22 protein-coding genes are annotated in these 24,372 nt (G+C 66.3%); 12 read left to right on the top strand and 10 right to left on the bottom strand.

The window, feature by feature from the left end; translation table 11 throughout:
• Positions 1 to 7: 7 nt before the first annotated feature.
• Together MTBSS4_RS15000 and MTBSS4_RS14995 are read right to left on the bottom strand one after the other, a co-directional pair.
• Positions 8 to 535 carry a cytochrome C oxidase subunit II gene (locus tag MTBSS4_RS15000; protein ID WP_173984210.1) on the bottom strand — a complete coding sequence of 176 codons (528 nt, stop codon included), beginning with the start codon at positions 533 to 535 and terminating at the stop codon, positions 8 to 10.
• A 75-nt stretch (positions 536 to 610) separates the two neighbouring features.
• A complete protein-coding gene (locus MTBSS4_RS14995) occupies positions 611 to 883 on the bottom strand; it encodes a hypothetical protein (protein ID WP_173984209.1) in 273 nt (90 codons plus the stop codon).
• 368 nt (positions 884 to 1,251) lie between these two features.
• On the opposite strand from MTBSS4_RS14995, the gene MTBSS4_RS14990 reads away from it, so the two are divergent.
• Genes MTBSS4_RS14990 through MTBSS4_RS14980 form a run of 3 tightly spaced genes read left to right on the top strand, consistent with a single transcriptional unit; the run spans position 1,252 to position 6,110 of the window.
• Positions 1,252 to 1,752: an HPP family protein gene (locus MTBSS4_RS14990; RefSeq protein WP_173984208.1), complete on the top strand. Its 501-nt coding sequence runs from the start codon at positions 1,252 to 1,254 to the stop codon at positions 1,750 to 1,752.
• A 47-nt stretch (positions 1,753 to 1,799) separates the two neighbouring features.
• On the top strand, positions 1,800 to 3,080 hold the full coding sequence (locus MTBSS4_RS14985; RefSeq protein ID WP_173984207.1) for an EAL domain-containing protein: 1,281 nt from the start codon (positions 1,800 to 1,802) through the stop codon (positions 3,078 to 3,080).
• 36 nt (positions 3,081 to 3,116) lie between these two features.
• Complete coding sequence (locus MTBSS4_RS14980) at positions 3,117 to 6,110, top strand: response regulator (RefSeq protein ID WP_173984206.1); 2,994 nt, start codon at positions 3,117 to 3,119, stop codon at positions 6,108 to 6,110.
• A 6-nt stretch (positions 6,111 to 6,116) separates the two neighbouring features.
• Here MTBSS4_RS14980 and MTBSS4_RS14975 read toward each other — a convergent pair whose 3' ends face one another.
• Positions 6,117 to 6,671, bottom strand: a complete 555-nt coding sequence (locus MTBSS4_RS14975; RefSeq protein WP_173984205.1) for a DNA-3-methyladenine glycosylase I — start codon at positions 6,669 to 6,671, stop codon at positions 6,117 to 6,119.
• Positions 6,672 to 6,692: 21 nt separating this feature from the next.
• Positions 6,693 to 7,097 (bottom strand): methylmalonyl-CoA epimerase, encoded by a 405-nt coding sequence (mce, locus tag MTBSS4_RS14970; protein WP_173984204.1) that lies wholly within the window; start codon positions 7,095 to 7,097, stop codon positions 6,693 to 6,695.
• Between the two features lie 158 nt (positions 7,098 to 7,255).
• Between mce and MTBSS4_RS14965 the strand changes: the two genes are divergently transcribed.
• From MTBSS4_RS14965 to MTBSS4_RS14950, 4 genes are all read left to right on the top strand, one after another.
• On the top strand, positions 7,256 to 10,153 hold the full coding sequence (locus MTBSS4_RS14965) for a molybdopterin oxidoreductase family protein (protein WP_173984203.1): 2,898 nt from the start codon (positions 7,256 to 7,258) through the stop codon (positions 10,151 to 10,153).
• Positions 10,150 to 10,887 (top strand): 4Fe-4S dicluster domain-containing protein, encoded by a 738-nt coding sequence (locus MTBSS4_RS14960; protein ID WP_173984202.1) that lies wholly within the window; start codon positions 10,150 to 10,152, stop codon positions 10,885 to 10,887. Before MTBSS4_RS14965 ends, MTBSS4_RS14960 begins: the two co-directional genes overlap by 4 nt.
• A gap of 14 nt (positions 10,888 to 10,901) precedes the next feature.
• Entirely contained in the window at positions 10,902 to 11,882 is a 981-nt protein-coding gene (locus MTBSS4_RS14955) for a DmsC/YnfH family molybdoenzyme membrane anchor subunit (protein WP_173984201.1), read from the top strand.
• Positions 11,883 to 11,989: 107 nt separating this feature from the next.
• Entirely contained in the window at positions 11,990 to 12,529 is a 540-nt protein-coding gene (locus MTBSS4_RS14950) for a GAF domain-containing protein (protein WP_254432576.1), read from the top strand.
• Positions 12,530 to 12,602: 73 nt separating this feature from the next.
• Here MTBSS4_RS14950 and MTBSS4_RS14945 read toward each other — a convergent pair whose 3' ends face one another.
• A complete protein-coding gene (locus MTBSS4_RS14945) occupies positions 12,603 to 13,022 on the bottom strand; it encodes a helix-turn-helix domain-containing protein (protein ID WP_254432575.1) in 420 nt (139 codons plus the stop codon).
• A 262-nt stretch (positions 13,023 to 13,284) separates the two neighbouring features.
• Between MTBSS4_RS14945 and MTBSS4_RS14940 the strand changes: the two genes are divergently transcribed.
• The 5 genes from MTBSS4_RS14940 to rpmB all read left to right on the top strand — a co-directional run bounded on the left by MTBSS4_RS14940 (position 13,285) and on the right by rpmB (position 15,976).
• The gene (locus MTBSS4_RS14940; protein WP_173984200.1) at positions 13,285 to 13,680 is read left to right on the top strand and encodes a hypothetical protein; all 396 of its coding nucleotides are present in this window, start codon (positions 13,285 to 13,287) and stop codon (positions 13,678 to 13,680) included.
• Positions 13,680 to 13,946: a hypothetical protein gene (locus tag MTBSS4_RS14935; protein ID WP_173984199.1), complete on the top strand. Its 267-nt coding sequence runs from the start codon at positions 13,680 to 13,682 to the stop codon at positions 13,944 to 13,946. The genes MTBSS4_RS14940 and MTBSS4_RS14935 overlap by 1 nt, the downstream gene beginning before the upstream one ends.
• A 7-nt stretch (positions 13,947 to 13,953) precedes the next feature.
• Complete coding sequence (gene meaB, locus MTBSS4_RS14930) at positions 13,954 to 14,955, top strand: methylmalonyl Co-A mutase-associated GTPase MeaB (protein WP_173984198.1); 1,002 nt, start codon at positions 13,954 to 13,956, stop codon at positions 14,953 to 14,955.
• A 44-nt stretch (positions 14,956 to 14,999) separates the two neighbouring features.
• Positions 15,000 to 15,560: a protein phosphatase CheZ gene (locus tag MTBSS4_RS14925; RefSeq protein WP_173984197.1), complete on the top strand. Its 561-nt coding sequence runs from the start codon at positions 15,000 to 15,002 to the stop codon at positions 15,558 to 15,560.
• A gap of 116 nt (positions 15,561 to 15,676) precedes the next feature.
• On the top strand, positions 15,677 to 15,976 hold the full coding sequence (rpmB, locus tag MTBSS4_RS14920; protein WP_173984196.1) for a 50S ribosomal protein L28: 300 nt from the start codon (positions 15,677 to 15,679) through the stop codon (positions 15,974 to 15,976).
• 88 nt (positions 15,977 to 16,064) lie between these two features.
• Here rpmB and MTBSS4_RS14915 read toward each other — a convergent pair whose 3' ends face one another.
• From MTBSS4_RS14915 to MTBSS4_RS14895, 5 genes are read right to left on the bottom strand one after another with little or no spacing between them, the layout of a single operon-like run.
• Positions 16,065 to 17,690: an ATP-binding protein gene (locus MTBSS4_RS14915; protein WP_254432574.1), complete on the bottom strand. Its 1,626-nt coding sequence runs from the start codon at positions 17,688 to 17,690 to the stop codon at positions 16,065 to 16,067.
• The gene (locus MTBSS4_RS14910; RefSeq protein ID WP_173984195.1) at positions 17,687 to 19,399 is read right to left on the bottom strand and encodes a response regulator; all 1,713 of its coding nucleotides are present in this window, start codon (positions 19,397 to 19,399) and stop codon (positions 17,687 to 17,689) included. The genes MTBSS4_RS14915 and MTBSS4_RS14910 overlap by 4 nt, the downstream gene beginning before the upstream one ends.
• Entirely contained in the window at positions 19,396 to 20,457 is a 1,062-nt protein-coding gene (cheB, locus tag MTBSS4_RS14905) for a chemotaxis-specific protein-glutamate methyltransferase CheB (RefSeq protein ID WP_173984194.1), read from the bottom strand. Before cheB ends, MTBSS4_RS14910 begins: the two co-directional genes overlap by 4 nt.
• Positions 20,454 to 22,751, bottom strand: coding sequence for a response regulator (locus MTBSS4_RS14900; RefSeq protein ID WP_173984193.1), 2,298 nt, complete (start codon positions 22,749 to 22,751; stop codon positions 20,454 to 20,456). Before MTBSS4_RS14900 ends, cheB begins: the two co-directional genes overlap by 4 nt.
• Positions 22,748 to 24,370 carry a methyl-accepting chemotaxis protein gene (locus tag MTBSS4_RS14895; RefSeq protein WP_254432573.1) on the bottom strand — a complete coding sequence of 541 codons (1,623 nt, stop codon included), beginning with the start codon at positions 24,368 to 24,370 and terminating at the stop codon, positions 22,748 to 22,750. The genes MTBSS4_RS14900 and MTBSS4_RS14895 overlap by 4 nt, the downstream gene beginning before the upstream one ends.
• Positions 24,371 to 24,372 lie beyond the last annotated feature (2 nt).

Genomic DNA, 24,372 nt, shown 5'->3' with positions numbered 1-24,372 from the left:
GTCTCCTTCAGCGGTCGACCACGGTGAACTCGCCCATCATGCCATGATGGGCGACACCGCAGTATTCGAGGCAAAGCAGGCGATAGCGTCCGGCCTGGCGGAAGGTATAGGTCAGGACGTTGGTATATCCGGGCATCGCCTGGGTCTGGGCCAGCAGACGCATGGATTCGTCGTAGATGCCGAAGCCATGCGTCACATCGGTGGCGGTGACGCGAAACCGGACCGGTTGGCCGACCACGGCCCGGTCGGCCGAAAGCTCCCATTGCCAGCGGGCGCCGACCGCGTCGATCACCTGGAATTTTCCGGATTCGGCCCCATGGGTGGCGGCATAGGGCAGATCGCCCAGGGTGGCGGCGCTGACGCCGCCCGAAACCGCCAGCAAGGCGATGAACAGCACCTTGCGTATCCTGTAGGCCTTCTGGACGATTCCCGGATATTCGGCGAAGTTCCCGGCGCCGGCGGCGACCCACAGGAAGCCGATGGTGACGGCTCCCATGGCGACCAGGGTAATCACCCAGGCGATGTGTTGGACCATTTGGACGTTCCTTATTTGGTATTAACGTACTGGAATGCCGATATCGCGGCGGCCGAGGCCGCCGCGCGGCCCCCGTCAGCGGGCATGGTTCCCCACGCCCATGGCCGGGAACAGCTGCCGTCCGAACAGCTTTTCCCAATTGGAGATCTCGATCCGGCGCCGCTCCACCTCGCGGTTTTCATCGCCGGCCGAGACCTGACGGACAGGGTGCGGATTGCCGATTCCAACTACCTCCAGCGCCGTCGACAGGCCGGAAGAGCCGGAAGCGGCGGCGTCGACCGCCACGGCCGGCATGGCGATGGCCACAAGGGCGGCAACCGATAAAATCCTAGCGATCAACTTGGTCATGAGAACCTCCTTCTCAGGGTCATTGTATCGATGCATTCTCAATGCATGTTTAAACCGAACCAAACCCGAGCAAGAAAGTCAACCATGTTGAGTGTGGGGCCACCCTGCGAAAGAGCCAGCAAAACACGAGTTAATAAATTGTTATTAAACAATTTTTTTGATACAAGCCATGAGCATGAAAAAATGTCGTCATATTTTTTTCGATCCCATTAATCGGAAATAGCCTCACCCATGGACATCCGGCATCACAATCCGGGAACATCATTTTACCATATCAATTTAGTCAGTTAACCAACGTCAATGTCAGGAAGGCACGCGACCGACACCATCGCCCCGCTTTGTCATTCCAGGCTTGAAGGAACGCGCCGATGCCCCGCCGTTTTATTCACCGTCACCAGCCCTCGCACGGCTCATCGAACTGGGCCAAGGCGGCGTTGGGCGGGCTGACCGGACTGGCGGTGGTGGCGATGCTGGGAGAGTGGACCGGCACGCCGATGCTGCTGGCGCCGCTGGGGGCGTCGGCGGTGCTGCTGTTCGGCCTTCCCGACAGCCCGCTGTCGCAGCCGGTCAACCTGATCGGGGGACATGTCATCGCCACCCTGCTCGCCCTGATCTTGGATCAGGTGCTGCCTCAAAGCGGCTGGTCCATCGCCCTGGCGGTCGGGCTGGTGATCGGGGTGCTGGGAATGCTGCGCCTCACCCACCCCCCCGCCGGGGCCGACCCGATCGTGGTGATGATGCTTCACCCCGACTGGAGCTTCCTCTTCACCCCCGTCCTGGTTGGAACGGTGACCCTGGTGCTGGTGGGGCTGCTGATTCACCGCATACCGCCGCGATCGGTCTATCCGCTGCCGGTCCGCGTCCCCTGACGCCGGAGCGGAACATTCATTTCCCCGCGATTGGAACCCCGTCCCCCATGTCCATTCCTCCGCCCGCCGCCGCGACCGACAGCTTCCGCCGCCATCATCACCAGATGCGCGACATGATGGGGCGCATCCGCGACATCCTGGACGTGGCCCATGTCAGCCTCGATCCGGGCGCCGTCGCCACCATCCTTAGGGAATTGTTCGGCAAGTTCTCGATCCATCTGGCGCTGGAGGACCGTCTGCTCTATCCCAAGCTGCGAAGCTGGCCCGTTCCCCATCTCCAGGCCATCGCCGACCGTTTCGAGGTCGAGATGGGGGGGATGAAGGCCGAATTCGACCGTTACCGGCGAACCTGGCCCGGCCCCCAGGCCATCAGCCGCGATCCCGCCCGCTTCGTCGCCGAGACGTCGACGGTCCTGGCCGCCCTGGAACAGCGCATCAACCGCGAGGACGCCGATCTTTATCCCTCGTTCGAGGCGACGGCCTGCGCTCCGGCCGGCCGGATCACCCTGTTCGGGGAGGAACCGGACCCCAGGGCGGTTCCCAGCGACGAGCAACTGACCGAGGCGCTTGGACGCGCCCTTCGCCAGGGCGGCGTAACCCCGTTCTTCCAGCCGAAATTCGACATCTTCCGCAAGCGGATCATCGGCTTCGAGGCGCTGGCCCGCTGGTCCGATCCACATTGGGGCGCCATTCCCCCCATCCGCTTCATCGCCATCGCCGAACGGACCGGCCTGGTGTCCGCCCTGGGCGAGGCGATGCTGGCGGCGTCATGCCGCGAGGCCGCCCGCTGGAGCGCCGAGGGCCACGCCGCCTCCATCGCCGTCAACGTCTCGCCCCATCAACTGAACCAGGGGAACGGCTTCGCCGCGATGGTGTCGTCGGTCCTGGACGAGACCGGATTGCCGCCGGCCAGCCTGGAACTGGAGATGACCGAGGGGGTGATGATGGAGCCGGCGCTGCGCGGCGTGATCGACGCCCTGACCGGAATGGGAATCGGAATCGCCATCGACGATTTTGGAACCGGCTATTCCTCGCTGGCCTACCTGAAGCGCTTCAGCGCCTCGACCGTCAAGATCGACAAGAGCTTCATCGACGACATGCCGGCCGCCCTCGACAGCTGCATCCTGGTGGACGCCATCATCCGGCTGGGCCATGGCCTGGGCATGACCGTCGTCGCCGAGGGCGTCGAAACCGCCGAGCAGGTCGAGGCGCTGGAACTGGCCGGCTGCGACCTGGTCCAGGGATACACCATCGCGCCGGCCCTGGCCGGGCCGCAGGCGTTCGAATCGCTGGTCGCCCAGGACCGCCGCCTCGCCGATGCCGTCTGAGGCGCGGAGAACAGCGTGAACGCCCCGGATGGCATCATGATCGCAACCCTGCTGCTGGGCCTGTGCGCCGGCCTTCTGGCCGCCGGCCTGTGGCGGCGGTCACGGTCGGACCGGCGCCGCGACGGCACCGAATCGCGCTTCGCCTCGCTGACCGCCGTGGCGGCGGACGCGGTCGTCACCATTGACCAGAACAGTGTGATCCTGTCGTGGAATCGCGGCGCCGAGGCCATTTTCGGCCATGACGAGGCGGCGATGATCGGACGGCCGCTGCATGTGGTGATTCCCGAGCGCTACCGCGCCGCCCATGATGGCGGTGTCGCCCGCCTGTGCCGGGAAAGCGCCATCCCGTTCTCGGGCCGGACCCGCGAATTGTACGCCTTGCGCCGCGACGGCAGCGAGTTTCCCATCGAGCTGACCGTGTCGAGCTGGTCCGGTCCGCGCGAACGGCTGTTCATCGGCATCATCCGCGACATCACCGAGCGCCGCCTGATCGACGACGCCTTGCGGCAGGCGAAGGTCGAGGCCGAGCAAGGCGCCCGCGCCAAGTCCGAATTCCTGGCGATGATGAGCCACGAAATCCGCACGCCGCTGAACGGCATCATCGGGATGCTGCAATTGCTGCGCCGCAGCCCGCTCGCCCCCGACCAGACCGACTGGGTCGAGACCATCCACTATTCCAGCCATGCGCTGCTAAGCATCGTCGACGACGCCCTCAGCTTCTCGAAGCTGGATTCGGGACGCCTGGAACTGGAACGGGTGGATTTCGACCTATGGCGCCTCGGCTCCAGCATCACCTCGCTGATGGCGTCGCGCGCCGAGGCAAAGGGGGTGCGGCTGTCCATGCATGCCGACGAGGCGGTTCCGCGCCGCCTCAGGGGCGATCCCACCCGGCTGCGTCAGGTGCTGCTCAATCTGGTGGTCAACGCCATCAAGTTCACCGATCACGGCGACGTCACCATGGCGGTGACCGTCACGCGGCACGCCGCCGCCGGGGCGACGCTGCACTTCTCCGTCGCCGACACCGGCATCGGCATTGCGGACGAGGCGATCCCGTCCCTGTTCACCGCCTATACCCAGGCCGATTCATCGATCGCCCGGCGCTTCGGCGGAACCGGCCTTGGCCTTGCCATCTGCAAGAAAATCATCGACGCCATGGGCGGACGGATCGGTGTCCACAGCCGGGTGGGCGAAGGCAGCACGTTCTGGTTCGAGGTGCCGTTCGAGGTATCCAGCCGATCCCCGGAGGAAATCGGCGCCGATCCGGGGACGGACGAGGCCCCGGCCGATTTCGATCTGGCCAATCCGGCCCGTGTCCTGGTCGTCGAGGACAACCCCATCAACCAGAGGGTCGCCGAGACCCTGCTTCGGGCAATGGGATTGCACGTCGACGTCGTCGGCAACGGCCGGCTGGCGGTCGACGCCGTCCTTGGCGACAGCGGCGGCTACGATGCCGTCCTGATGGACGTGGACATGCCCGAGATGGACGGCATCGCCGCGACCGGCCTGATCCGCGCCCGGACCGGCGGCGACCGCCTTCCCGTCATCGGGCTGACCGCCCTGGCCATGGAGGACGAGATTCAGGCCTGCCGCGCCGCCGGCATGGACGACGTCATCACCAAGCCGATCGACGCCGTCGCCCTTCGCGACGCCTTGCTGCGTCACCTGCGGCATCCGCCCGCCCGACCGGAACCGCCCCCGCCCGCGGGCGGCGACATCCTGCCCGACCAGTTGCCGCCGTTCGACCTCGCCGCCGCCACCAAGCGCGTCGGCGGCAACCGGCTGCTGCTGCGCGAGGTGATCGTCGGGTTCCGCCAGCACTATCTCCATGCCGCCGACGACCTGCGCCGCCTGATCCGCGACGGCAGCCGCACCGAGGCGCAACGGCTGGCCCATTCCCTCCGGGGCGTGGCCGGAACCCTGGGGGCGACGGCGCTGTTCACCGCCGCCCGGGAACTGGAAACCGCCATCCGCCATGGCCGGGGCGATCCGGCCTCCGGCATCGCCGCGCTGGAGGCGGTGCTGTCGCCGGCCCTGGCGAGCGCCGGCGTCATCGCGGAATCCGAGACGGCGGCGGCCTGCCAATGCGGAACCGCGACCGCCGGCGCCCCCCTGTGCGCCAAGGACACCCGGGTCCTGATGATCGACGACGACCCGCTGAACATCCAGGTTCTGCGCGACATACTGAAGACCGAACACGAGATCGTGGTCGCCTCCGACGGCCCCGGGGCGCTTGAACTGGCCCGCAGCGTCGCCCCGGACCTGATCCTGCTCGACATCATGATGCCCGGCATGAACGGCTACGAGGTCTGCGCCCACCTGAAGGCCAATGCCGCCACCTCGCACATTCCGGTCATCTTCCTGACGTCGCTGGGCGATATCGACGCCGAAATCCGGGGATTGGAAGTGGGGGCGGCCGATTACGTTTCCAAGCCCATATCCCCCCCGATCATCCGCATGCGGATTCGCAACCAGATCGAACTGAAGAAAGCGCGCGAGGGGCTGACCATCCTGGCCGAGATCGACGGACTCACCGGCCTGGAGAACCGTCGGCGCTTCGACGAGGTGCTGGAGGCGGAATTGCGCCGCCTGCGCCGGTCCAGGGGATTGCTGTCGCTGGTCCTGCTCGACGTCGACCACTTCAAGGCGTTCAACGACAGCTATGGCCACGTCGCGGGAGACGACTGCCTGCGGCAGGTCGGTTGCGCCATCCGCAGCGTCGTCAGCCGGTCCGCCGACCATTCGGCCCGCTATGGCGGCGAGGAATTCTGTATCGTCCTGCCCGAGACCGATCATGCCGGGGCCAACGCGCTGGCCGAGCGCATCCGTTCCATCGTCGCCGGCCTGCGCATCCCCCACGCCGGCTCGGACACCGCCGCCTTCGTCACCGTCAGCCTGGGAGTCCTGACCGTGACGTGCCAGCCCCGGGATACGGCCAAGGACCTGCTGGCCATGGTCGATGCCCAGCTCTACCGGGCGAAGCGGGATGGACGCAACCGGATCGCCGCTAAACGGCGCGACGACGAGTCCTGACGCCGTTTAGCGATAGAATTCCTCTCCGACCCGCAGCCAGGGCGGGTCAAGCGGCCTGATCCGGTCGAACACCGGGCAATCCTGGCGGTGGGCGCCGGGCAGATAGCCGATGCTCATGAGGAATTCGCCCACCACCTCGCCGCCCATGAAGACGAAGGTCTTCCTGAACAGCCTGATCCAGCCGTCCTTGGCAAGCGGATGATTGGCCTCGATCCAGCCGGCGAAGCCGCCGTGGACGGGATCAAGCCGCCGAAGCCGGCGGGCGTTCTCGATCACCGCCTCGATCTTGCGGCGGTTGCGGATGATGCCGGCATCGTTCATCAGCCGCTCGATCTCGGCCGGACCATACTCCGCCACCGTGGCGGGCTCGAACCCGTCGAACGCCGCCGCCAGGGCCGGGCGCTTCTTCAGCACGATCAGCCACGACAGCCCTGCCTGGAAGATTTCCAGGCAGAGCCGCTCGAACAACGCTCGCTGATCGGTCAGCGGAAACCCGTATTCCCGGTCATGATAGGGGCCGTGGTGCGGATGCCCCGGCGCGACGTCGCAATACCAGCTCATCCGCCGCCTCTCCCCTTCGGTTCAGGCCTGTTCCAGTTCCACCAGGGTTCCGGTGAAATCCTTGGGATGCAGGAACAGAACCGGCTTGTCGTGGGCGCCGATCCTGGGCTCGCCGTCGCCCAGGACACGGGCGCCCTTGGCCTTCAGCTGATCGCGGGCCGCCAGGATGTCGGCGACCTCGTAGCAGATATGGTGGATGCCACCCGACGGATTCTTGTCAAGGAAACCGGCGATGGGCGACTTTTCCCCCAGTGGATGCAGCAGTTCCACCTTGGTGTTGGGCAGTTCGACGAAAACCACGGTCACGCCATGAGCGGGCTGCGGCACCGGCTGCGACACCTTGGCGCCCAGGGTGTCGCGGTAGAGGGCGGTAGCGGCGTCGAGGTCCGGCACGGCGATGGCGACATGGTTCAGCTTTCCGATCATTGGGTCCTCGTTCCAGGTGAATCCTCGGCTTGTCTTATCACGCCGGCCGGCTTATTCCAAAGGCGATGGGCGGCGGCCACCCCCTTTCCCATTGCCTTATTAGAACGCTCTAAAGTACAGTGCCCACGGAATATGAAGCGGCAGGGGAGATGGCTGGCATGAGGGATCCCGCGTCCATACCGGATTCCGAGCTTGGGCGGACCGAGGTCAAGACCACCACCTGCTACATGTGCGCCTGCCGCTGCGGCATCAAGGTTCATCTGCGCGACGGCGAGGTCCGCTACATCGAGGGTAATTCCGATCATCCGCTGAACCGGGGCGTGCTGTGCGCCAAGGGCGCGTCGGGCATCATGAAGCAGTATTCGCCGGCCCGCCTGACCAGGCCGCTGAAGCGCAAGGACGGGGCCGAGCGCGGCGCCAACCAGTTCGAGGCCATCACCTGGGACGAGGCCTTCGCCACCCTGGCCGAGCGGCTGGGCCGCATTCGCGCCACCGATCCGAAGAAATTCGCCCTGTTCACCGGCCGCGACCAGATGCAGGCGCTGACCGGCATGTTCGCCAAGCAGTTCGGCACCCCCAATTACGCCGCCCATGGCGGTTTCTGCTCGGTCAACATGGCCGCCGGCATGATCTACACCATCGGCGGCAGTTTCTGGGAATTCGGCGGCCCCGACCTGGAACGGGCCAAGCTGTTCGTCATGATCGGCACCGCCGAGGACCACCACTCCAACCCCATGAAGCGCGACCTGGGCCGCTTCAAGCGCGGCGGCGGCCGCTTCATCGCCGTCAATCCGGTGCGGACCGGCTATGCCGCCATCGCCGACGAATGGGTGCCGATCCGCCCCGGCACCGACGGCGCCCTGCTGCTGGCCCTGATTCACGAGATCATCGAACTGGGCCTGTTCGACCGCGACTTCCTGACCCGCTACACCAACGCCGCCGAACTGGTGAACCAGGACGAGGCCAGCGACGAATTCGGCCTGTTCGTCCGCGACCCCGACGTGCCGGTGCGTCCCGACACCTTCGAGACCCCCGACAAGCTGTGGTGGGACCGCCATGGAGACAAGGCGACCATCGCGCGCGTGGCCGGCACCGACGGCCGCCTGATGGGCAGCTACATCCTGCCCGACGGCACCCCGGTGAAGCCGTCGTTCCAGTTGCTGAAGGAACGGGTCAAGGACTACACGCCCGATTGGGCCGAGGGCATCACCGGCATTCCCGCCGCCACCATCCGCCGCCTCGCCCACGAGATGGGCGTCACCGCCCGCGACCAGAAGATCGAGTTGCCCATCGCCTGGACCGATTGCTGGGGCACCGAGCACGACAAGGTCACCGGCAATCCGGTGGCGTTCCACGCCATGCGGGGGCTGGCCGCCCATTCCAACGGCTTTCACGCCATCCGGGCGCTGGCCATCCTGATGACCCTGCTGGGCACCATCGACCGGCCGGGCGGATTCCGCCACAAGGCGCCGTTCCCCCGGCCGATTCCGCCCTGCCCCAAGCCGCCCAAGGGGCCGCAGGCCATCAAGGCCGGCGAGCCGCTGACCGGAACGCCGCTGGGCTGGCCGGCCGATCCCGACGACCTGTCGGTGGACGCCAATGGCGAGGCCATCCGCCTGGACAAGGGCTTTTCCTGGGAATTCCCGCTGTCGGTCCACGGCCTGATGCACAACGCCATCACCAATGCGTGGCGCGGCGATCCCTATCCCATCGACACCATGATGCTGTTCATGGCCAACATGGCCTGGAACTCGACCATGAACACGTCCGAGGTGCGCAAGATGCTCACCGACAAGGACGAATCCGGCGAATACAAGATTCCGTTCCTGGTGGTGTGCGACGCCTTCCAGTCCGAAACCGTCGCCTTCGCCGACCTGGTGCTGCCCGATACCAGCTATCTGGAACGCCACGACGTCATGAGCATCCTGGACCGTCCCATCTCGGAATTCGACGGACCGGTGGATTCGGTGCGCGTTCCCATCCTGCCGCCCATGGGCGAGTCCAAGCCGTTCCAGGACGTGGTCATCGAACTGGGCACCCGCCTCAAGCTGCCCGGCTTCACCAGGAAGGACGGATCGAGGAAGTTCCGCGACTATCCCGACTTCATCGTCAATTTCGAGACCGAGCCGGGGTCCGGCATCGGCTTCCTGTCGGGCTGGCGCGGCAAGGCCGGCGAAAAGTTCCTGGTGGGCGAGCCCAATCCCAACCAGTGGGACATGTACGCCCGCAACAACAACCACTATCACCACGAAATGCCGCGCAGCTACCAGTACATGCGCAACTGGAACAAGGGCTATCTGGACTGGGCCTACCGCCACCGCCTGGTGCGCTACACCGACCCGATCATCCCGCACGTCTATTCCGAGGTGTTGCAGAAATTCCGCCTCGCCGCCGAGGGCAAGTGGCGCGGCAAGCAGCCGCCGGAGCGGCTGCGCGAACGGGTCCGGACTTTCTTCGACCCCCTGCCCTTCTATTACTCGCCGCTGGAATGGGGCAAGTCGGACGGCACCTCGTTCCCGCTGACGGCGCTGACCCAGCGGCCCATGGCCATGTATCATTCGTGGGATTCCCAGAATGCCTGGCTGCGCCAGATTCACACCAGCAACGTCTTGTTCGTCCATCCCAAGGTGGGCGCCACCGCCAATTTCGACGACGGCGCCTGGGTATGGGTGGAAAGCCCGTGGGGCAAGATCAAATGCCAGGCCCGCTTCACCGAGGCGCTGGAGCCCGGCACGGTGTGGACCTGGAACGCCATCGGCAAGGCGTCGGGCGCCTGGGCGCTGGACGCCGACGCCAACGAGTCGAGGCAAGGCTTCCTGCTCAACCACCTGATCGCCGAGGAACTGCCCGACATGGTGGCGGGCAGGCCGGTCTCCAATTCCGACCCGGTCACCGGCCAGGCGGCGTGGTACGACCTCAAGGTCCGGGTCACGCCCTGCCAGCCGGGCGAGGCCGAGGAAAGCTGGCCGCAATTTCCGCCGATCGGCCCGGTTCCGGGGCAGGCCATCGGCTTCAAGTCCAAGGTCCGCGCCTTCTTCGCCGGGAGGAAGGCATGAGCAAGGTCCAGCTTGCCCTGGTCATCGACCTCAATGTCTGCGTCGGCTGCCACGCCTGCGTCACCTCGTGCAAGGAATGGAACAGCTCGGGCTGGGCCGGCCCCATGACCGACGAGAACCCCTATGGCGCCGACCCCTCCGGCGTGTTCTTCAACCGCGTCCAGACCTATGAGTGCGGCACCTATCCCGAAACCGAGACCATCCATTTCCCCAAGTCCTGCCTGCATTGCGTCGAACCGCCCTGCGTGCCGGTCTGCCCCACCGGCGCCAGCTACAAGCGGGAGGAGGACGGCATCGTCCTGGTGGATTACGACAAGTGCATCGGCTGCAAGTACTGTTCGTGGTCGTGCCCCTACGGCGCCCGTGAGTTCGATCCCGTCCAGGGCGTCATGAAGAAATGCACGCTGTGCGTCGACCGCATCTACGACAAGACCCTGGCCGAGGACCGGCGCAAGCCGGCCTGCGTCCTGGCCTGTCCGCCCGGCGCCCGCCTGTTCGGCGACGTCAACGACCCGGCGTCCGAGGCGTCGCGGGCCATCCGCGACAATGGCGGTTTCCAGCTGATGCCGGAATGGGGCACCAATCCGGCCAACCATTACCTGCCGCGCCGCAAGACCAGCATGACCTTGCACCACGATGAACTGGTCCGGGTCGACAACCCGCTGAAGATCGAGGGCGAACTGCCGCGGCCCAGCTTCAACGCGCCCTCCATCGACGACCTGTCGAGCTGGTAAGACGGAGAAGCCCCATGAGACCCGCCTTTTCCGTCCTGTTCCTCACCACCCTGATCGGCGTCGGCCAGGGATTGCTGGTCGCCCTGGTCACCGCCCAGTTCTTCCTGGTGATCGGCGCGGACGGCGCCGGCGAGACCGGCGGCTTCTACGCCCTGGGCAGCGTCCTGGCGCTGATCCTTCTGGGTCTCGGCCTGCTGGCCTCGTTCTTCCATCTCGCCAATCCGGGGCGGGCATGGCGCTCTGCCGCCAAGTGGCGCACCTCGTGGCTGTCGCGGGAAGTGATCCTGATTCCGGCGGTCTGCGGCCTCGCCTTCCTCTACGCCCTGGTGCACTGGCTGGGCTGGAGCCCGGTGCTGCTGGTGTTCGACAACGGCAAGGCGCTGGACCTGCCCATGGCGTTGGGATTCGCCGCTGCCGGCGCCTCGCTGGCCCTGTTCGTCTGCACCGGCATGATCTACGCCTGCGTCCGCTTCGTCCGCCAATGGGCCAGCGCCTGGACCGTGGTCAATTACCTGATGATGGGGCTGGCCTCGGGCTTTACCCTGGCCGCCGCCTACGCGGCGCTGAGCGGCAGCGCGCTGCGCGATTTCCTGACGGTCGCCGCCCTGGCGCTGACCCTGCTGGCCATGGCGACACGGCTGTATCAGGTGCGCCGCAATGGCCGGGTCCGCCTGAAATCCACCCTGAAGACCGCCATCGGCTCGCACCATCCCCAGATTCGCCAGATCAGCCAGGGCTTCATGGGCCAGTCGTTCAACACCACCGAATTCTTCACCCCAGGCGCCGCCGAGACGATCAGGGGGCTGACCCTGTTCTTCACCCTGGCCGGCTTTGTCGTCCCGGCCATCCTGCTGGCGGCCAGCCTGGGCGGCGATTACGGCCTGCTGATGGTGGCGGCGGCGCTTTGCCAGTATGCCGGCCTGCTGGCCGAGCGCTGGGTGTTCTTCGCCGCCGGCAACCATGTGCAGAACCTGTATTATCAGGCCAGGGCATAGCCGCCCTCTCGCAATTCGTCACACAGAAACACCGTCCGTATCTGGCGCCGCGCGATCAAACCGCATATCGTGGTTTCTACGCACATGTTTAGAAACGCGGATACGTCATGGGCCGTTCAGCTCTCGCCTTGATATCGGCCTCTTCCAGCCGTCCGGCGCCATCGCGCATGGACCGGGCGGTGGCGTGGCTGAGCGATCCGGCGCGGCGGCTCCACCGGATGCTCTGTTCCATGCAGGGATTGTCGGCGCTTCGCCATGTGTCGCTGTCGGTGCACGATCCCGTCACCGACATGCTGTGGGCCTTCAGTTGCTCGACCGACGATGGACACCCGCCCGAGGTCCAGGAAATCGACATGAACAACGCGCCGTCGCTGGTCCTGCTGGCGGGCAGCCACGAACCCCGCGTCATTTCGGACCTGACCGAGTTCGGCGAGGAAAGCCGCTTCCACACCCCGGGCGCCCGCAAATCCGGAAACCGGTCCTGCATGACGGTGCCGCTGCATTACGACGGGGCCTTTCTCGGCTTCGTCATCTTTGGCGCCACGGTTCCGAATTTCTTTGGCCCCACGGTCCAGGGCGTGCTGGAAACCTATTCCGAGGCCTTCGCCATCCTGATCTGCCGCGCCCTGGAAGAAGCGGCCGTCTGACCCCCGGCCATCCCCACGACAAAATGCCCCCTCCCGCTTCCGGAAGGGGGCATCGGCCCGCGAACGAACGGCATCAGACCGACGGAGCCAGGGCCTTGGCCAGTTCCCAGACCTGGGAGCGCAGATTGGGGTCGCTGATGCCGTAATAGGCCTGGATGAACTCCCTGGCTTCCCGGCTGTTGGCGGATTCGGCGGCGGCGCCGTCGTCGACCACGGCATCGGGCAGCCCGTCGAAGAAATAGCTGACGGACACATGCAGCGCCTTCGACAGGTCGAAAAGCCGCGAGCAGCTGACGCGGTTGACGCCGCGTTCATATTTCTGGACCTGCTGAAGGGTAAGGCCGATGGCGCGACCCAATTCGGTCTGGGTCATGCCCAGCTGCTGGCGACGATGACGCAGCCGGTCGCCCACATACTGGTCGGTGGGGCTGGGCGCGGCCCACATGACGCGAGGCTTGGCGCATTCCACGTTGATCGTCTGTTCCGGCGTCATCGTCATCCTCCAGGACCCACAAGCTGACGAATGCTAGCACCGCGCCCGCCTCCTGAAGATACGTAGAAACTACGCATATCCAGGACAAGGATCTCCAAAAGAATCGATTGCCCATCACCCCCAATACAAGAAGGCCTCGGCGGCTATTCTGCTTTATGATGCCCCGCTCATCCTGGAAAAACCCCACTGCGACGGACGGGAATTGATCATCGGACCGCCGGTTGCGGCGCAACATTACTGCTGACCGTGATATCATGGCGACATGTTGAAAAATGATGGGCCGGTCAGAATCGACACGCCCCGCCGCCGCCATTTGCGCTACCATCGTCGCATGATCGGCTGGCTGCAACGTCTGTTCCTGGACAAGCGGGCCCGCGACGCCCTGACCCGGCGGACGGCGGCGCCCCTGGCGGCGCGCCACCGCCGGAATCCGGCGGCGACGGGAACGCCGCCGCCGCCGCCCGAGCGCGACGCCGCCACCGCCCTGGCCGAGGCCGAGGCGCGCATGCGCCGTCTGCCGCCGGAAAAGGCGCAGCTGATCCGCAGCGCCCTGCTGGTCCACCGGGCGCGGCAATCGGCGCTGGGCGAGCTTAGCGACGACGAGCGCGCCAGGTTGCGGCAGGTGGCGCAAAAGGCGCTGCTGGGGGGAGGGGGCTGATGTTCGGCTTTCTCAAGGCCATGTTCGGCGGAACCACGCCCCGGTCGAAGCCGGCCAGGCCACCGCCAAAGCCCCAGGCGAAACCGCCCATGACCGAGGATCGCGCCGCCCTGCTGAAGCGGGCCCAGGACGTCCATCGCGCCAAGCGCAAGATTCTCGACCACCTGTCCGACGAGGACCGCGCCAAGCTGGTGTCCATGGCCATCCTCACCTTTCTGAACGAAGGCCGCGAGCCCGAAGTCAAGAGCCCCGACAAGAAGAGATAGACCCGCAGTGACCCTCCTTTCTCCCGATCCCGTCGCCCTGGCCGAGGGCGTCCTGGCCGGCGAGCGCCGCGCCCTGGCCCGCGCCATCACCTTGATCGAATCGTCGCGTCCCGACCATCGCGAGGCGGCGGAAGCCCTGATGCACCGCCTGTTGCCCCATACCGGGCAATCGGTGCGCATCGGCATTACCGGCGTGCCCGGCGCCGGCAAGAGCACCTTCATCGAAAGCTTCGGGCTGCATGTGCTGGAACAGGGCAAGCGCCCGGCGGTACTGGCGGTCGACCCGTCCTCGCCCCGCACCGGCGGCTCCATCCTGGGCGACAAGACCCGCATGGAGGAATTGTCCCGCGACGCCAGGGCCTTCATCCGCCCCAGCCCGTCGGGTTGCACCCTGGGCGGAGTGGCGCGACGCACCCGCGAAGCCATGCTGGTCTGCGAGGCCGCCGGCTTCGACGTGATCGTGGTGGAGACCGTCGGCGTCGGCCAGAGCGAGACCGCCGTGGCCGACATGGTCGACATGTTCCTGCTGGTGCTGGTGCCGGGCGGTGGCGACGAATTGCAGGGAATCAAGAAGGGCATCGTCGAGCTGGCCGACGCCATCGTCGTCAACAAGGCCGATGGCGACCTGGCGGCGGCGGCGGCCCGGGCGGCCCGGGATTACAAGAACGCCCTGCACCTGCTGGCGCCGGCGTCGGCCCATTGGCGGGTTCCGGTGCAGACCTGCTCGGCCCTGGCCCGGTCGGGCATCGACGAGGTCTGGGCCATGGTCGAACGCTACCGCGACACCATGGACAAGGCCGGCGCCCTAGCGGAACGCCGCGCCGAACAGGCCCACGCCTGGATGTGGAGCGAGGTTTCCGAAACCCTGCTGCAAGCGCTGCGCGACGATCCCAGGGTCGATCGCCTGCTGCCCGAGATGGAACGGGCCGTCGCCGCCGGCCGGATGGCGCCGGGGGCCGCCGCCCGGCAACTTGTCGGAACCTTTCGTCTCCCCTTGGCGCACGCCTGACAATCAGGCTATCTTCTGCCCGGACCTGTGTGGATAAAAACAAAATGCCGAAGATGCCGAACGATAGCCTGATCCTGAAACGCGAACTTGTCGGCCTGTTCGGTCACCTCCAGAAAATCAGAAAGGAACTGGCGGCCCTCAATCCGCCGGGCTCGACCGATCATTTCGGCGGCATGTCCGAACAGCTGGATGAGATCGTCAACGCCACCGAGACCGCCACCAACACCATCATGGAAAGCATGGAATCCATCGATGGCCTGATGGGCGAGGCCCGCGCCGCCGCCGGCGACAACCCCGCCCTGGCCGAGGTGTTCGACAAGGTCACCGACAAGGTCAACATGGTGTTCGAGGCCTGTTCGTTCCAGGACATCACCGGCCAGCGCATCTCGAAGGTGGTCAACTCCCTCAAATTCGTCGAGGAGCGGGTCAACACCATCATCCTGACCTGGGGCAAGGACGAATTGACCCAGGTGGTGGTGGAGATCAAGGAAAAGGACGCCGACAAGTCCCTGCTGAACGGCCCGCAGCTGCCCGGCCAGGGCGTCACCCAGGCCGACGTGGACCGCATGCTGGGCCAGGACGCCATCGACAAGCTGTTCGGGTGATGATTCCCGCTTGACGGACGGCCTCCGGCCCCTTAAAAACTCGGCTTCTTCCGGAACCGCTCCGGCCCCGTGGCCGTCGATGGACCGGTGAACGATTCAAAGCGAGGATTTGAGATATGGCACGTCGCTGCGCCATCACCGGCAAAGGCGTTCTGACCGGAAACAACGTCAGCCACGCGAACAACAAGAGCCGTCGCCGCTTTCTGCCCAATTTGCAGGATACGTCGCTGCTGTCCGACGCCCTGGGGCACGCCGTGCGTCTGCGGATTTCGGTGAATGGTCTCAAGACCATCGACCATAACGGCGGCATCGACTCCTTCCTGCTGTCGACCGCCGATTCCAAGCTGTCGGCCGAGGCTCGCCGCCTGAAGAAGAGCATTCAGCGCGCCATCGCCAGCAAGCAGGTCGCCGCCTAAGTCCAGGGGTCGGCTGAATTATCCAAGGGCGGCGCGATCCTCGCGCCGCCCTTGGTGCGTTTTCATGATCGATAGGGCGCCGCTTCCGTCAGGACGGCATGGTCCGGGTGACGGGAAACGTCACCACCATCCGCGTCCCCTTGCCGACCACGCTGTCGATGGCGAGGGTGCCGCCGTGCAGTTCGACGAAGCCCTTGGCCAGGGGCAGCCCCAGTCCGGCTCCCTCCTGCTTGGGGCTGATGGCGCTTTCCGCTTGGCCGAAGGGTTGCAGCACCATCGGGATATCGGCCTCGGCGATGCCGATTCCATCATCCTCGACCCGGATGAACAAGGCACCGTCCCGCAGCCCGGTGACGACCCGGACCGTCCCTCCCTCGGGAGTGAACTTGGCGGCGTTGGACACCAGGTTTAGCAGAATCTGCTTCAGCAGCCGCTCGTCTGCCCATAGCCGGGGCAGCGGCAACGGTTCCGGACGGACCAGGGACTGTCGCTTGGCCATGATGGCGTGGCCGACCAGCCGGCAGACCGATTCCACCACCTCTCCCACATCCACCGCGCTTTCCCGCAGCGAGACCTTGCCGATTTCCACCCGCGACACGTCGAGGATGTCGCTGATCACCTTGAGCAGGTGCTCGGCCGATTCGGAGATATTGTCGAGAAAGCCGCCGTAACGTTCGGCATCGGCCTCGGTCATCACCCGCCCCGCCAGTTCGGAAAATCCGAGGATGGCGTTCAACGGCGTACGCAGTTCATGGCTCATATTGGCGAGAAAGATGGTCTTGGCCCGGTTGGCGGCCTCGGCCACCTCGCGCGCCGCCTGGGCTTCCCGTTCGGCCCTGGCGCGATGCTCGACTTCCAGCCGTAGCGACCGGGTGCGTTCCGTCACCGCGCGTTGCAGCTCGTCATGGGCGTTTTGCAGGTAGGCCTCGGCCTCCTTGCGCCGGGTGACGTCGCGGGCGATGCCCACCAGGCCGATGACCTCGCCCCCCATGCGGATGGGGGCCTTGGTGGTGGAAACCCATCCTTGCGAGCCGTCGGCCTGGATGAAGCCCTCGATCACGTCGTCGACCACGGCCCCCTTGTCGATGATAGCCTGCTCCAGCGCCTCCACCGGACCGGCCTGGTCGACGGAGACGATGTCCGACAGCCGCATGCCCAGCAGGTCGACGGGATCGCCGCCACCGAGAATCACGGCCTGTGGCCGGTTCAGCCGGGTGAAGGCCAGGTCGCGGTCCTTGAAGAAGATGGCGTCCGGAACATTGTCCATCAGGGCGCGCAGCAGGTTGCGCTCGTGATCCAGCGCCCGGTTCAGGCGCCAGCGGTCGGCGGCGGTCCTGACCACGACCTTCAGTTCCAGGGGGTTCCACGGCTTTGACAGATAGGCGTGTATCTGCCCCAGATTCACGGCGCTGACCAGCGCGTCCAGATCGGAATAGCCGGTCACCAGCACCCGCGTCGCATCCGAGATCGAACGGGCGCGGCCCAGGAATTCGGCACCGGTCATGCCCGGCATGCGCTGATCCGACAAGATGACGCAGACCGTCCGAACCGCCAGGATATCTAGGGCGGCAAGACCATCGCAGGCGGTGTGAACCTCGAACTCCTCCTCCAGCAGATCGGTGATGGCGGTCAGAATCTGTGGTTCGTCGTCGACCACCAGCACGCCGAAGCGTTCCTTGGCGGGAGTCACGAAGCGCCCTCCCCCCTGGGTCATGGTTCGATCCTTTCCTTGAGGTCCAGCGGAATGAGAATCCGCACCTCGGTTCCCTTCCCCAAGGTGCTCGACACCTCGATCCGCCCCTGGTGGCTGCTGATGATACCGTATGAGATGGCCAGACCAAGCCCTGTTCCCTGCCCCACCGGCTTGGTGGTGAAAAAGGGATCGAAAATCCGTTCCAGATGCTCGGAGGCGATGCCGCCGCCGGTATCGGCGACCACGATCTTGAACATCCCGTCCTGCGTCTCGGTGCGGACGGTGATGACGCCCTCGCCGTCGATGGCGTCGACCGCGTTGGCGACCACGTTCATCAGCACCTGATTGAGCTGCCCGGCGAAGCAGCCCAGCATGTTGTCGCCGTTCCGGTAATCGCGAATCACCTCGATGCGGCCGGACATCTTGTGACGCAGGAACAGCAGCACCGATTCCATGGCGTCGCGGACGTCGATGACCTTGAACTCGCCCTCGTCCAGACGCGAGAAGGTGCGCAGCTTCACCACCAGTTCCCGCACCCGTTCCAGCCCGTCGCCGGTGTCGCTGACCCGCTTGCGCGCCTTTTCCAGGTTGGCGACCTGCTCCGCGGACAGGGCCGCGCCGGCCTCGTTGAGGATGGCGTTCAGCCAGCCCTCGACCGAAAAGACGTTAGACAGGGCGAAGGACAGGGGATTGTTGATCTCGTGGGCGATGCCGGCGACCAGTTGGCCCAGCGACGCCATCTTTTCCGACTGGATCAGGTGAACCTGGGTCTCGCGCAGCCGGGTGTTGGCCGCCTCCAGGTCGAGATTGGCCCGCGCCAGCCCCTCGACCAGGGCGGCCCGCGCCTCGGCCGCTTCCTTTTCCGCCTTCGCGCGCAGCGTCTCCATCTCGCGCATGCGGATCTCATCCATGATCCGCCGGTTCTGCTCCAGCAGGAACTTGCGGCGCAGCAGCGCGCGTAGGCGGGCACGCAGCACGCTCATCTCCGCCGACTTGCCGACGAAGTCGTCGGCGCCGGCTTCCAGGGCGCGGGCGACGTTCTCCTTGGTCTCGTAGGCCGACAACATCAGGACGACCAGCGGCACGTCCTCCTCCGTGCGCCGGGCGTTCAGCGCCTGACAGACGGCGATGCCGTCCATGTCCGGCATCACCATATCGACCATGACGCAGTCGAAATCATCTCCGGCCAGGGCCGCCAGCCCGTCGGCGCCGTTGGTGACCTGGGTGACGTCGCAGCCCTCGTCGCTCAGTTCCTGGACCAGGCTCTCGCGATAGGTCGGACTGTCGTCGATCACCAGGACGCGGGCGCGGCGAAACAGCGAGCGGGCCACCTCCACGTTGGCGGTGTCGCGCCGCGACTTGCGCAGCAGGTTGTGGACCCGAAGCAGCAGGATGTCGGAATCTTCCGACTTGGCGACGAAATCGTCGGCACCGCTTTCCAGGCCGTGCAACTGGGCGGCCGAGGTGTCGTCCGACGTCAGCATCAGCAGCGGAATGCCCCGCGTGGTGACGTCCATGTGTATCTGGCGGCACAGCTCGTCGCCCTGGATGCCGGGCAGGTGGTAATCGACGATGATCAGGCAGGGCAGTTGCCGGTTGATCTCTTCCAGCGCCGCCTCGCCCGAGCCGGCGACGACGGTGCGAAAGCCCTCCTGCTCCAGGGCGAATTGCAGCCGGATGGCCTGGGTTGCCGAGTCCTCGACGATCAGGATCAGCCGGTCGCCGGTCACCCCCCTCCTCCCCGGCCGGCGAGGTCGCGCAGCCGGGGCGCGATGGCGGGAAGCGGCAGCATCTCGCGGGCGGCTCCCAGCTTGGCCGCCGCCGCCGGCATCCCGAACACAACGCAGGTGCTGGCGTCCTCGGCGATGGTGTAGGCGCCGGCCTTGTGCATGTCCAGCAATCCGTCGGAACCGTCCGACCCCATGCCGGTCAGGACCACGCCGATGGCCTTCCGGCCCAGTTCGCGGGCCATGGAGTTGAACAGCACCGTCCCCGACGGCTTCTGATTGCACACCGCCGGCGTATCCAGGATGGACAGACGGTGGTGGATCAGGGCCAGATGGCGTTCGACCGGGGCCACGTAGACCCGGCCCGGCTGTGGGGTCTCGTCCTCGGTGGCGATGCCGACCTTGAACGGGGTGGCGCCGCTCAGCCAGGTGACGAAGCCTTCCAGGAAACTGGAGGTGATGTGCTGCACCAGCAGGATCGGCAGCGGAAATCCCTCGCCCAACCCGCTGAGCAACTGGACCAACGCCTGCGGCCCGCCGGTGGAGGCGGCGATGCCCAGCATGTCGTAGCTGCCCGGCCGCGCCTCGGGCCGCGGCACCGGCAGCGGGGAAGATCCGAAGGTCAGGCCGCGATTGCCGCCCTGGCGCACCACCCGGACCTGGCTCATGATCGCCAGTTGGGTACAGAGCTTGGCCGCCAGCGACTCGAATTCCACATGGGTGACGCCCACCGGCTTTTCCACCACCGACAGCGCCCCGGCCCGAAGGGCGTTCATGGCGATGTTCAGTTCGTCGTCGTCGACCTGGGCCGCCACCACCACGATCGGGGTCGGCCGCCGCGACATGATCTGAAGGGTGGCGTCCAGGCCGTTCATGCCCGGCAGGCGGATATCCAGCGAGATGACGTCGGGGGCCTCGGTCTCAAGCAATTGCAGGCATTGCTCGGCGCTTTCCACCGCCGCCACCACCTCGAAGCGGGAATCGCCGCCGATGATATGCTTGAGGAGTTCCCGCACCACCAGGGAATCCTCGACGATCAGGACACGGATCTTTTTCCTCATAGAAACTGTCCTATGGTTTCCAGAAGTTCCTTCTGGTCGAATTTCCGCTTGACCACATAGGCGTCGGCCCCCAGCGACAGCCCCCGCTCGCGATCCTCGCGCGCTTCCAGCGAACTGACCAGGATCAGGGGGATTGATTTCAGCGCCTGATCGGCGCGGATCGCCTGCAACAGGCCGAAGCCGTCGAGACGGGGCATCTGGATGTCGGAGATGACAAGGTCGATATGCTCGGCCCGCAACCGGCCCAGGGCCTCCAGGCCGTCGAAGGCGAGGCGGACCTGATAGCCGTGCGCCTCCAGGATACTTTTTTCCAGCGTCCGGGTGGTCAGCGAATCGTCGACCACCAGGATCACCGGCACCCGGCGTTCGGCCGGCTTTTCCACGGTGGTCAGCACCCGGATGCTGCCCGACTTCCTGAAGGTCTCGACGATCTCGAACGGATTGAGGACCAGGGCGATGCCGCCGTCCTCCATCAACATGCCGCCGGCCACCATGGTCCCCCGCGATCCCGGCACGCCGATATCCTTGACCATCCCCTCCCGGATGGACAGGAAGCTGTCCACCGCCACCGCCACCCGGCGGTCGCCGTTCTTCAGCACCACCAGCGGCACCACGTTGCGGGTAACCTTGACGGCGCTTTCGCCAAGCGCCAGCAGATGGGCCAGGGACAGCAGCGGCAATTGCTGGCCGCCGAGATAGACCACCGAGCGCCCTTCCACCATGCAGACGTCGTCGGCCTTGACCCGGTACAGCCGGTCCAGCCCTTCGGTGGGCAGGGCGTAGACGTGCCCCTGGCATTCCACCAGGAATAGCCGCTGGGTCGACACCGATAGCGGCACCGACAGGCGGAAGCAGGTGCCCGTCGGCTCGCGCCGCCGCACCTCGACGGTGCCGTTCATCATGGCGGCGGCTTCCCGCACCACCGACAACCCCATGCCGCGCCCGGCCAGGTCGTCGACCACGCGGGCGGTCGAGAAGCCGGGATCGAAGATGAGATCGAGCAGGGCGTCGCGTTCCAGCCCGGCCGCCTCGGCCTCGGTCAGGGCGCCGCGCTCCACCGCCTTGCGGCGGATGGCGTCGTAATCGACGCCGCGCCCGTCGTCTTCCACCAGCACCACCAGCCGGCCGTCGGAAACGTCGAAGCGCAGGAAGACGGTGGCGTGGGAGGGCTTGCCCGACGCGACCCGTTCCGCAGGCGGCTCGACCCCATGGGACAGGGCGTTGCGCAGCAGGTGCATGACCGGGTCCTTCAGTCCCTGGAGCACCATGCGGTCGGCCTCGACGTCGAGACCGGCGACCTGAACCTCCACCTTCTTGCCGGCGTCGCGGGCGAGGTCGCGCACCATCTTGCGAAAGCCGCCGAAGATGCTTTCGGCCGGCACCATGCGGACCTGACGGACTTCCTGCTGCAATTCCTCGCCCAGCTGGCGCAGCGCCCAGCCGGTCCGCTGCTGCAACCGGCGGCCGTCGCGGGCCTCGCGGGTCAGGGTCCGCAACGATTGTTCCAGCGCCTCGAACTGACGGTCGATCAGGCCGGCGCGTTCGTGGTCGGCGGTCTCGCGAATGGTGGCGGAAGCCACCTTGCGGACCCGGCGCCACTGCTTGTCGAATTCGGACAGCGAGCGGTCGATGCCCACCAGCTGACGGGTCAGTCCCCGCTGGATCATGGTCTCGGTGACCAGTTCGTTGCTGGAACGCAACAGCCGGTCGAGATGCAGCGCCCGCACCCGGACGGTCTCCTCCGCCCGGGCCGGAAGCGGCCGCTCCGGCTCGTCCTGGGGAGCCGGAGAAGAGGTGTCCTCCTCCGGCGGCAGGGGGGCGGGTGCAGGCAAAGGCGGCGGCGACGGAGCCGGGGAACACGGCGGCGGCGGGGACGGAGAGCACGGCGCCGTGGCCGAGGCGGCGCCGCCCTCCAGCACGTTCTCCAATTCGGCCATGATGGCGGCGGTGTCGGGCAGCGGGGAATCGGCGCTGTTGGCCGCCACCCAATCCTCGATGGAATCCAGCACCCGGCCGATCATCGCCGCCATGGCCCCATCAAGCCTGATGTCGCCGCCACGGATGCGGGCGAACAGGGTCTCCAGCCGATGGGCGATCTGCTCGACCGGCGGCAGGTCGACGGCGCGGGCGGCGCCCTTCAGGGAATGGGCGCGGCGAAAGGTCTCGTCCAGCTGGGCGATTCCGCTGCCGTCCGTGCGCCGGCTGAGGTCATCCAGCAGGGCGCGGATCGTCTCCAGATGTTCGCGGTATTCGATCTGAAAGGCTTCGAGAAGCCTTTCGCGGATGCCTTTCACAGCCGGAATCTCTCCAGGGTCGAGGCCAGCTTCTGGCCCAGTTGATTGAGGTCGAGGGAAGCCCGCTCAAGCTGGGCGGTGGTGATGGCGGTCTGCTGGCTCGCCTGGCGGATTTCATGCAAGGCCTGGGTGACCTGTTCCAGGCCGATCTGCTGCTGGTTGGTGGCGCCGACGATCTGCTGGAACGCATGCACGCTTTCCTGGATGTTGTCGGACATCTGGCGGATGACGTGTTCGGACACCGTGGTGCGCTCGCGGCCGGTCTCGACCCGCTTCAACGCCTCCTCGGTCAGCATCACCGAGGTGTTGATGCCCTTCTGGGTCTGTTCCAGGATGCCGCGCACCTGCGACGTGGCCTCCTTAGCCTGATCGGCGAGGTTCTTGATCTCGTTGGCCACCACCGAGAACCGGCGCCCCTGCTCGCGGGCGTCGGCGGCCTCGATGGCGGCGTTCAGCGCCACCAGGTTGGACTGTTCGGCGATCTCGTTGACGGTGGCGATGATCTCGCCGACCGCCTGGGTGCGCTCGGACAAGGTGATGATGTTCTCGGCCACCGTCTCGGTCTGCTCGCGGATGGCCTCCATCCCCACCGAGGCGTCGCGCACCGCCTGAAGCCCGGCGTTGCCCGAGGTCGCCACCGCCTCGGCGGTGCCGGCGACCTGACGCGACCGTTCGGCCACCTGCTTGCCCGACAGGCTGATCTCCTCCACCGTGGTGGTGATCTCCTGCACCGCCGCCGCCTGCTGCTTGGTGCCGGCCGCCTGTTCCTGGGCCGACGACAAGATCGCCGCCGAGGCCGCCGTCAGGGCGTCGCACACCGTGCGGGTCTGGACCGCCACGTCACGCTGGCTGGACAGCATCTCGTTGAAGGAGACCTGAAGCACGCCGATTTCGTCCGAGCTGCTGACCTGAAGCGGCTCGATGCGAAGATCGCCGCCGGCCACCCGGCGGGCCGCTTCCGAGCACGCCTCCAGCGGCTCGGCGATCTGATGCCCGACGGCGCGGCTGATCAGCATGCCGATCAGGGCGAACAGCACCCCCACCACCACCTGGAGCAGAATCATGGAGGAAATGTTGGACGCCGCGTACAGCCCCATCATCTTGACGGCGGAATCGGCGAGATCATTCATCTGCACCTGGGTGGTCAGCAGTTCCTTCAGCTTTTCGGGTCGCCGCGGATCGCTGGCCGGCAATCCCAGATAGGCGTTGGCGGCAGCCTCGTACTGACGCAACGCGATGGCCTGCTCGGCCAGCCGGTTGCGGATTTCGACGCTGAGCGCCGGCGGCAGCGTCACCTTGGCGCCGGTATCGAGATTGGCGATGATCTCGCCGCCATCCATCAGCGCCCCCAGACTGTCGCGCAACAGCTTGAGGGTCGATTGGGCATCCATCGTCACGCCGGCGCCGACCAGCAGGATCTCCTTTGCGAATTTCTGCGACAGCATGCGCTGACGCCCCGCCATGTCGGTGATCAGCGAGTACTGCGACTGGCTGCGCAACACCGTGACGTTGAAGGCGATCAGGCCGGCAAGGATGGCGGTGGCCAGGACCGAGATCACCGCGAACTTGCGGCGCAACTTCAGGGTTTTCCACAGCGAGTGTTGAGCGGCGTTGGTCATGG

This window comes from Magnetospirillum sp. SS-4, assembly GCF_902729425.1.
In the GTDB taxonomy this organism is placed as follows: Bacteria; Pseudomonadota; Alphaproteobacteria; order Rhodospirillales; family Magnetospirillaceae; genus Phaeospirillum.
Note: the sequence above shows the minus strand (reverse complement) of the source record. Positions and strands in the feature narration are given on the sequence as shown.

Bases quoted from the DNA above. Each gene is read 5' to 3' on its own strand.
- MTBSS4_RS14945 (WP_254432575.1), bottom strand. From the start codon at position 13,022: ATGACGCCGGAACAGACGATCAACGTGGAATGCGCCAAGCCTCGCGTC.
- mce (WP_173984204.1), bottom strand. From the start codon at position 7,097: ATGATCGGAAAGCTGAACCATGTCGCCATCGCCGTGCCGGACCTCGAC.
- MTBSS4_RS14940 (WP_173984200.1), top strand. From the start codon at position 13,285: ATGTTGAAAAATGATGGGCCGGTCAGAATCGACACGCCCCGCCGCCGC.
- MTBSS4_RS14925 (WP_173984197.1), top strand. From the start codon at position 15,000: ATGCCGAAGATGCCGAACGATAGCCTGATCCTGAAACGCGAACTTGTC.
- MTBSS4_RS14965 (WP_173984203.1), top strand. From the start codon at position 7,256: ATGAGGGATCCCGCGTCCATACCGGATTCCGAGCTTGGGCGGACCGAG.
- MTBSS4_RS14915 (WP_254432574.1), bottom strand. From the start codon at position 17,690: ATGACCCAGGGGGGAGGGCGCTTCGTGACTCCCGCCAAGGAACGCTTC.
- MTBSS4_RS15000 (WP_173984210.1), bottom strand. From the start codon at position 535: ATGGTCCAACACATCGCCTGGGTGATTACCCTGGTCGCCATGGGAGCC.
- MTBSS4_RS14895 (WP_254432573.1), bottom strand. From the start codon at position 24,370: ATGACCAACGCCGCTCAACACTCGCTGTGGAAAACCCTGAAGTTGCGC.
- rpmB (WP_173984196.1), top strand. From the start codon at position 15,677: ATGGCACGTCGCTGCGCCATCACCGGCAAAGGCGTTCTGACCGGAAAC.
- MTBSS4_RS14950 (WP_254432576.1), top strand. From the start codon at position 11,990: ATGGGCCGTTCAGCTCTCGCCTTGATATCGGCCTCTTCCAGCCGTCCG.
- MTBSS4_RS14960 (WP_173984202.1), top strand. From the start codon at position 10,150: ATGAGCAAGGTCCAGCTTGCCCTGGTCATCGACCTCAATGTCTGCGTC.
- MTBSS4_RS14955 (WP_173984201.1), top strand. From the start codon at position 10,902: ATGAGACCCGCCTTTTCCGTCCTGTTCCTCACCACCCTGATCGGCGTC.
- MTBSS4_RS14985 (WP_173984207.1), top strand. From the start codon at position 1,800: ATGTCCATTCCTCCGCCCGCCGCCGCGACCGACAGCTTCCGCCGCCAT.
- MTBSS4_RS14995 (WP_173984209.1), bottom strand. From the start codon at position 883: ATGACCAAGTTGATCGCTAGGATTTTATCGGTTGCCGCCCTTGTGGCC.
- MTBSS4_RS14935 (WP_173984199.1), top strand. From the start codon at position 13,680: ATGTTCGGCTTTCTCAAGGCCATGTTCGGCGGAACCACGCCCCGGTCG.
- cheB (WP_173984194.1), bottom strand. From the start codon at position 20,457: ATGAGGAAAAAGATCCGTGTCCTGATCGTCGAGGATTCCCTGGTGGTG.
- MTBSS4_RS14980 (WP_173984206.1), top strand. From the start codon at position 3,117: ATGATCGCAACCCTGCTGCTGGGCCTGTGCGCCGGCCTTCTGGCCGCC.
- MTBSS4_RS14990 (WP_173984208.1), top strand. From the start codon at position 1,252: ATGCCCCGCCGTTTTATTCACCGTCACCAGCCCTCGCACGGCTCATCG.
- MTBSS4_RS14975 (WP_173984205.1), bottom strand. From the start codon at position 6,671: ATGAGCTGGTATTGCGACGTCGCGCCGGGGCATCCGCACCACGGCCCC.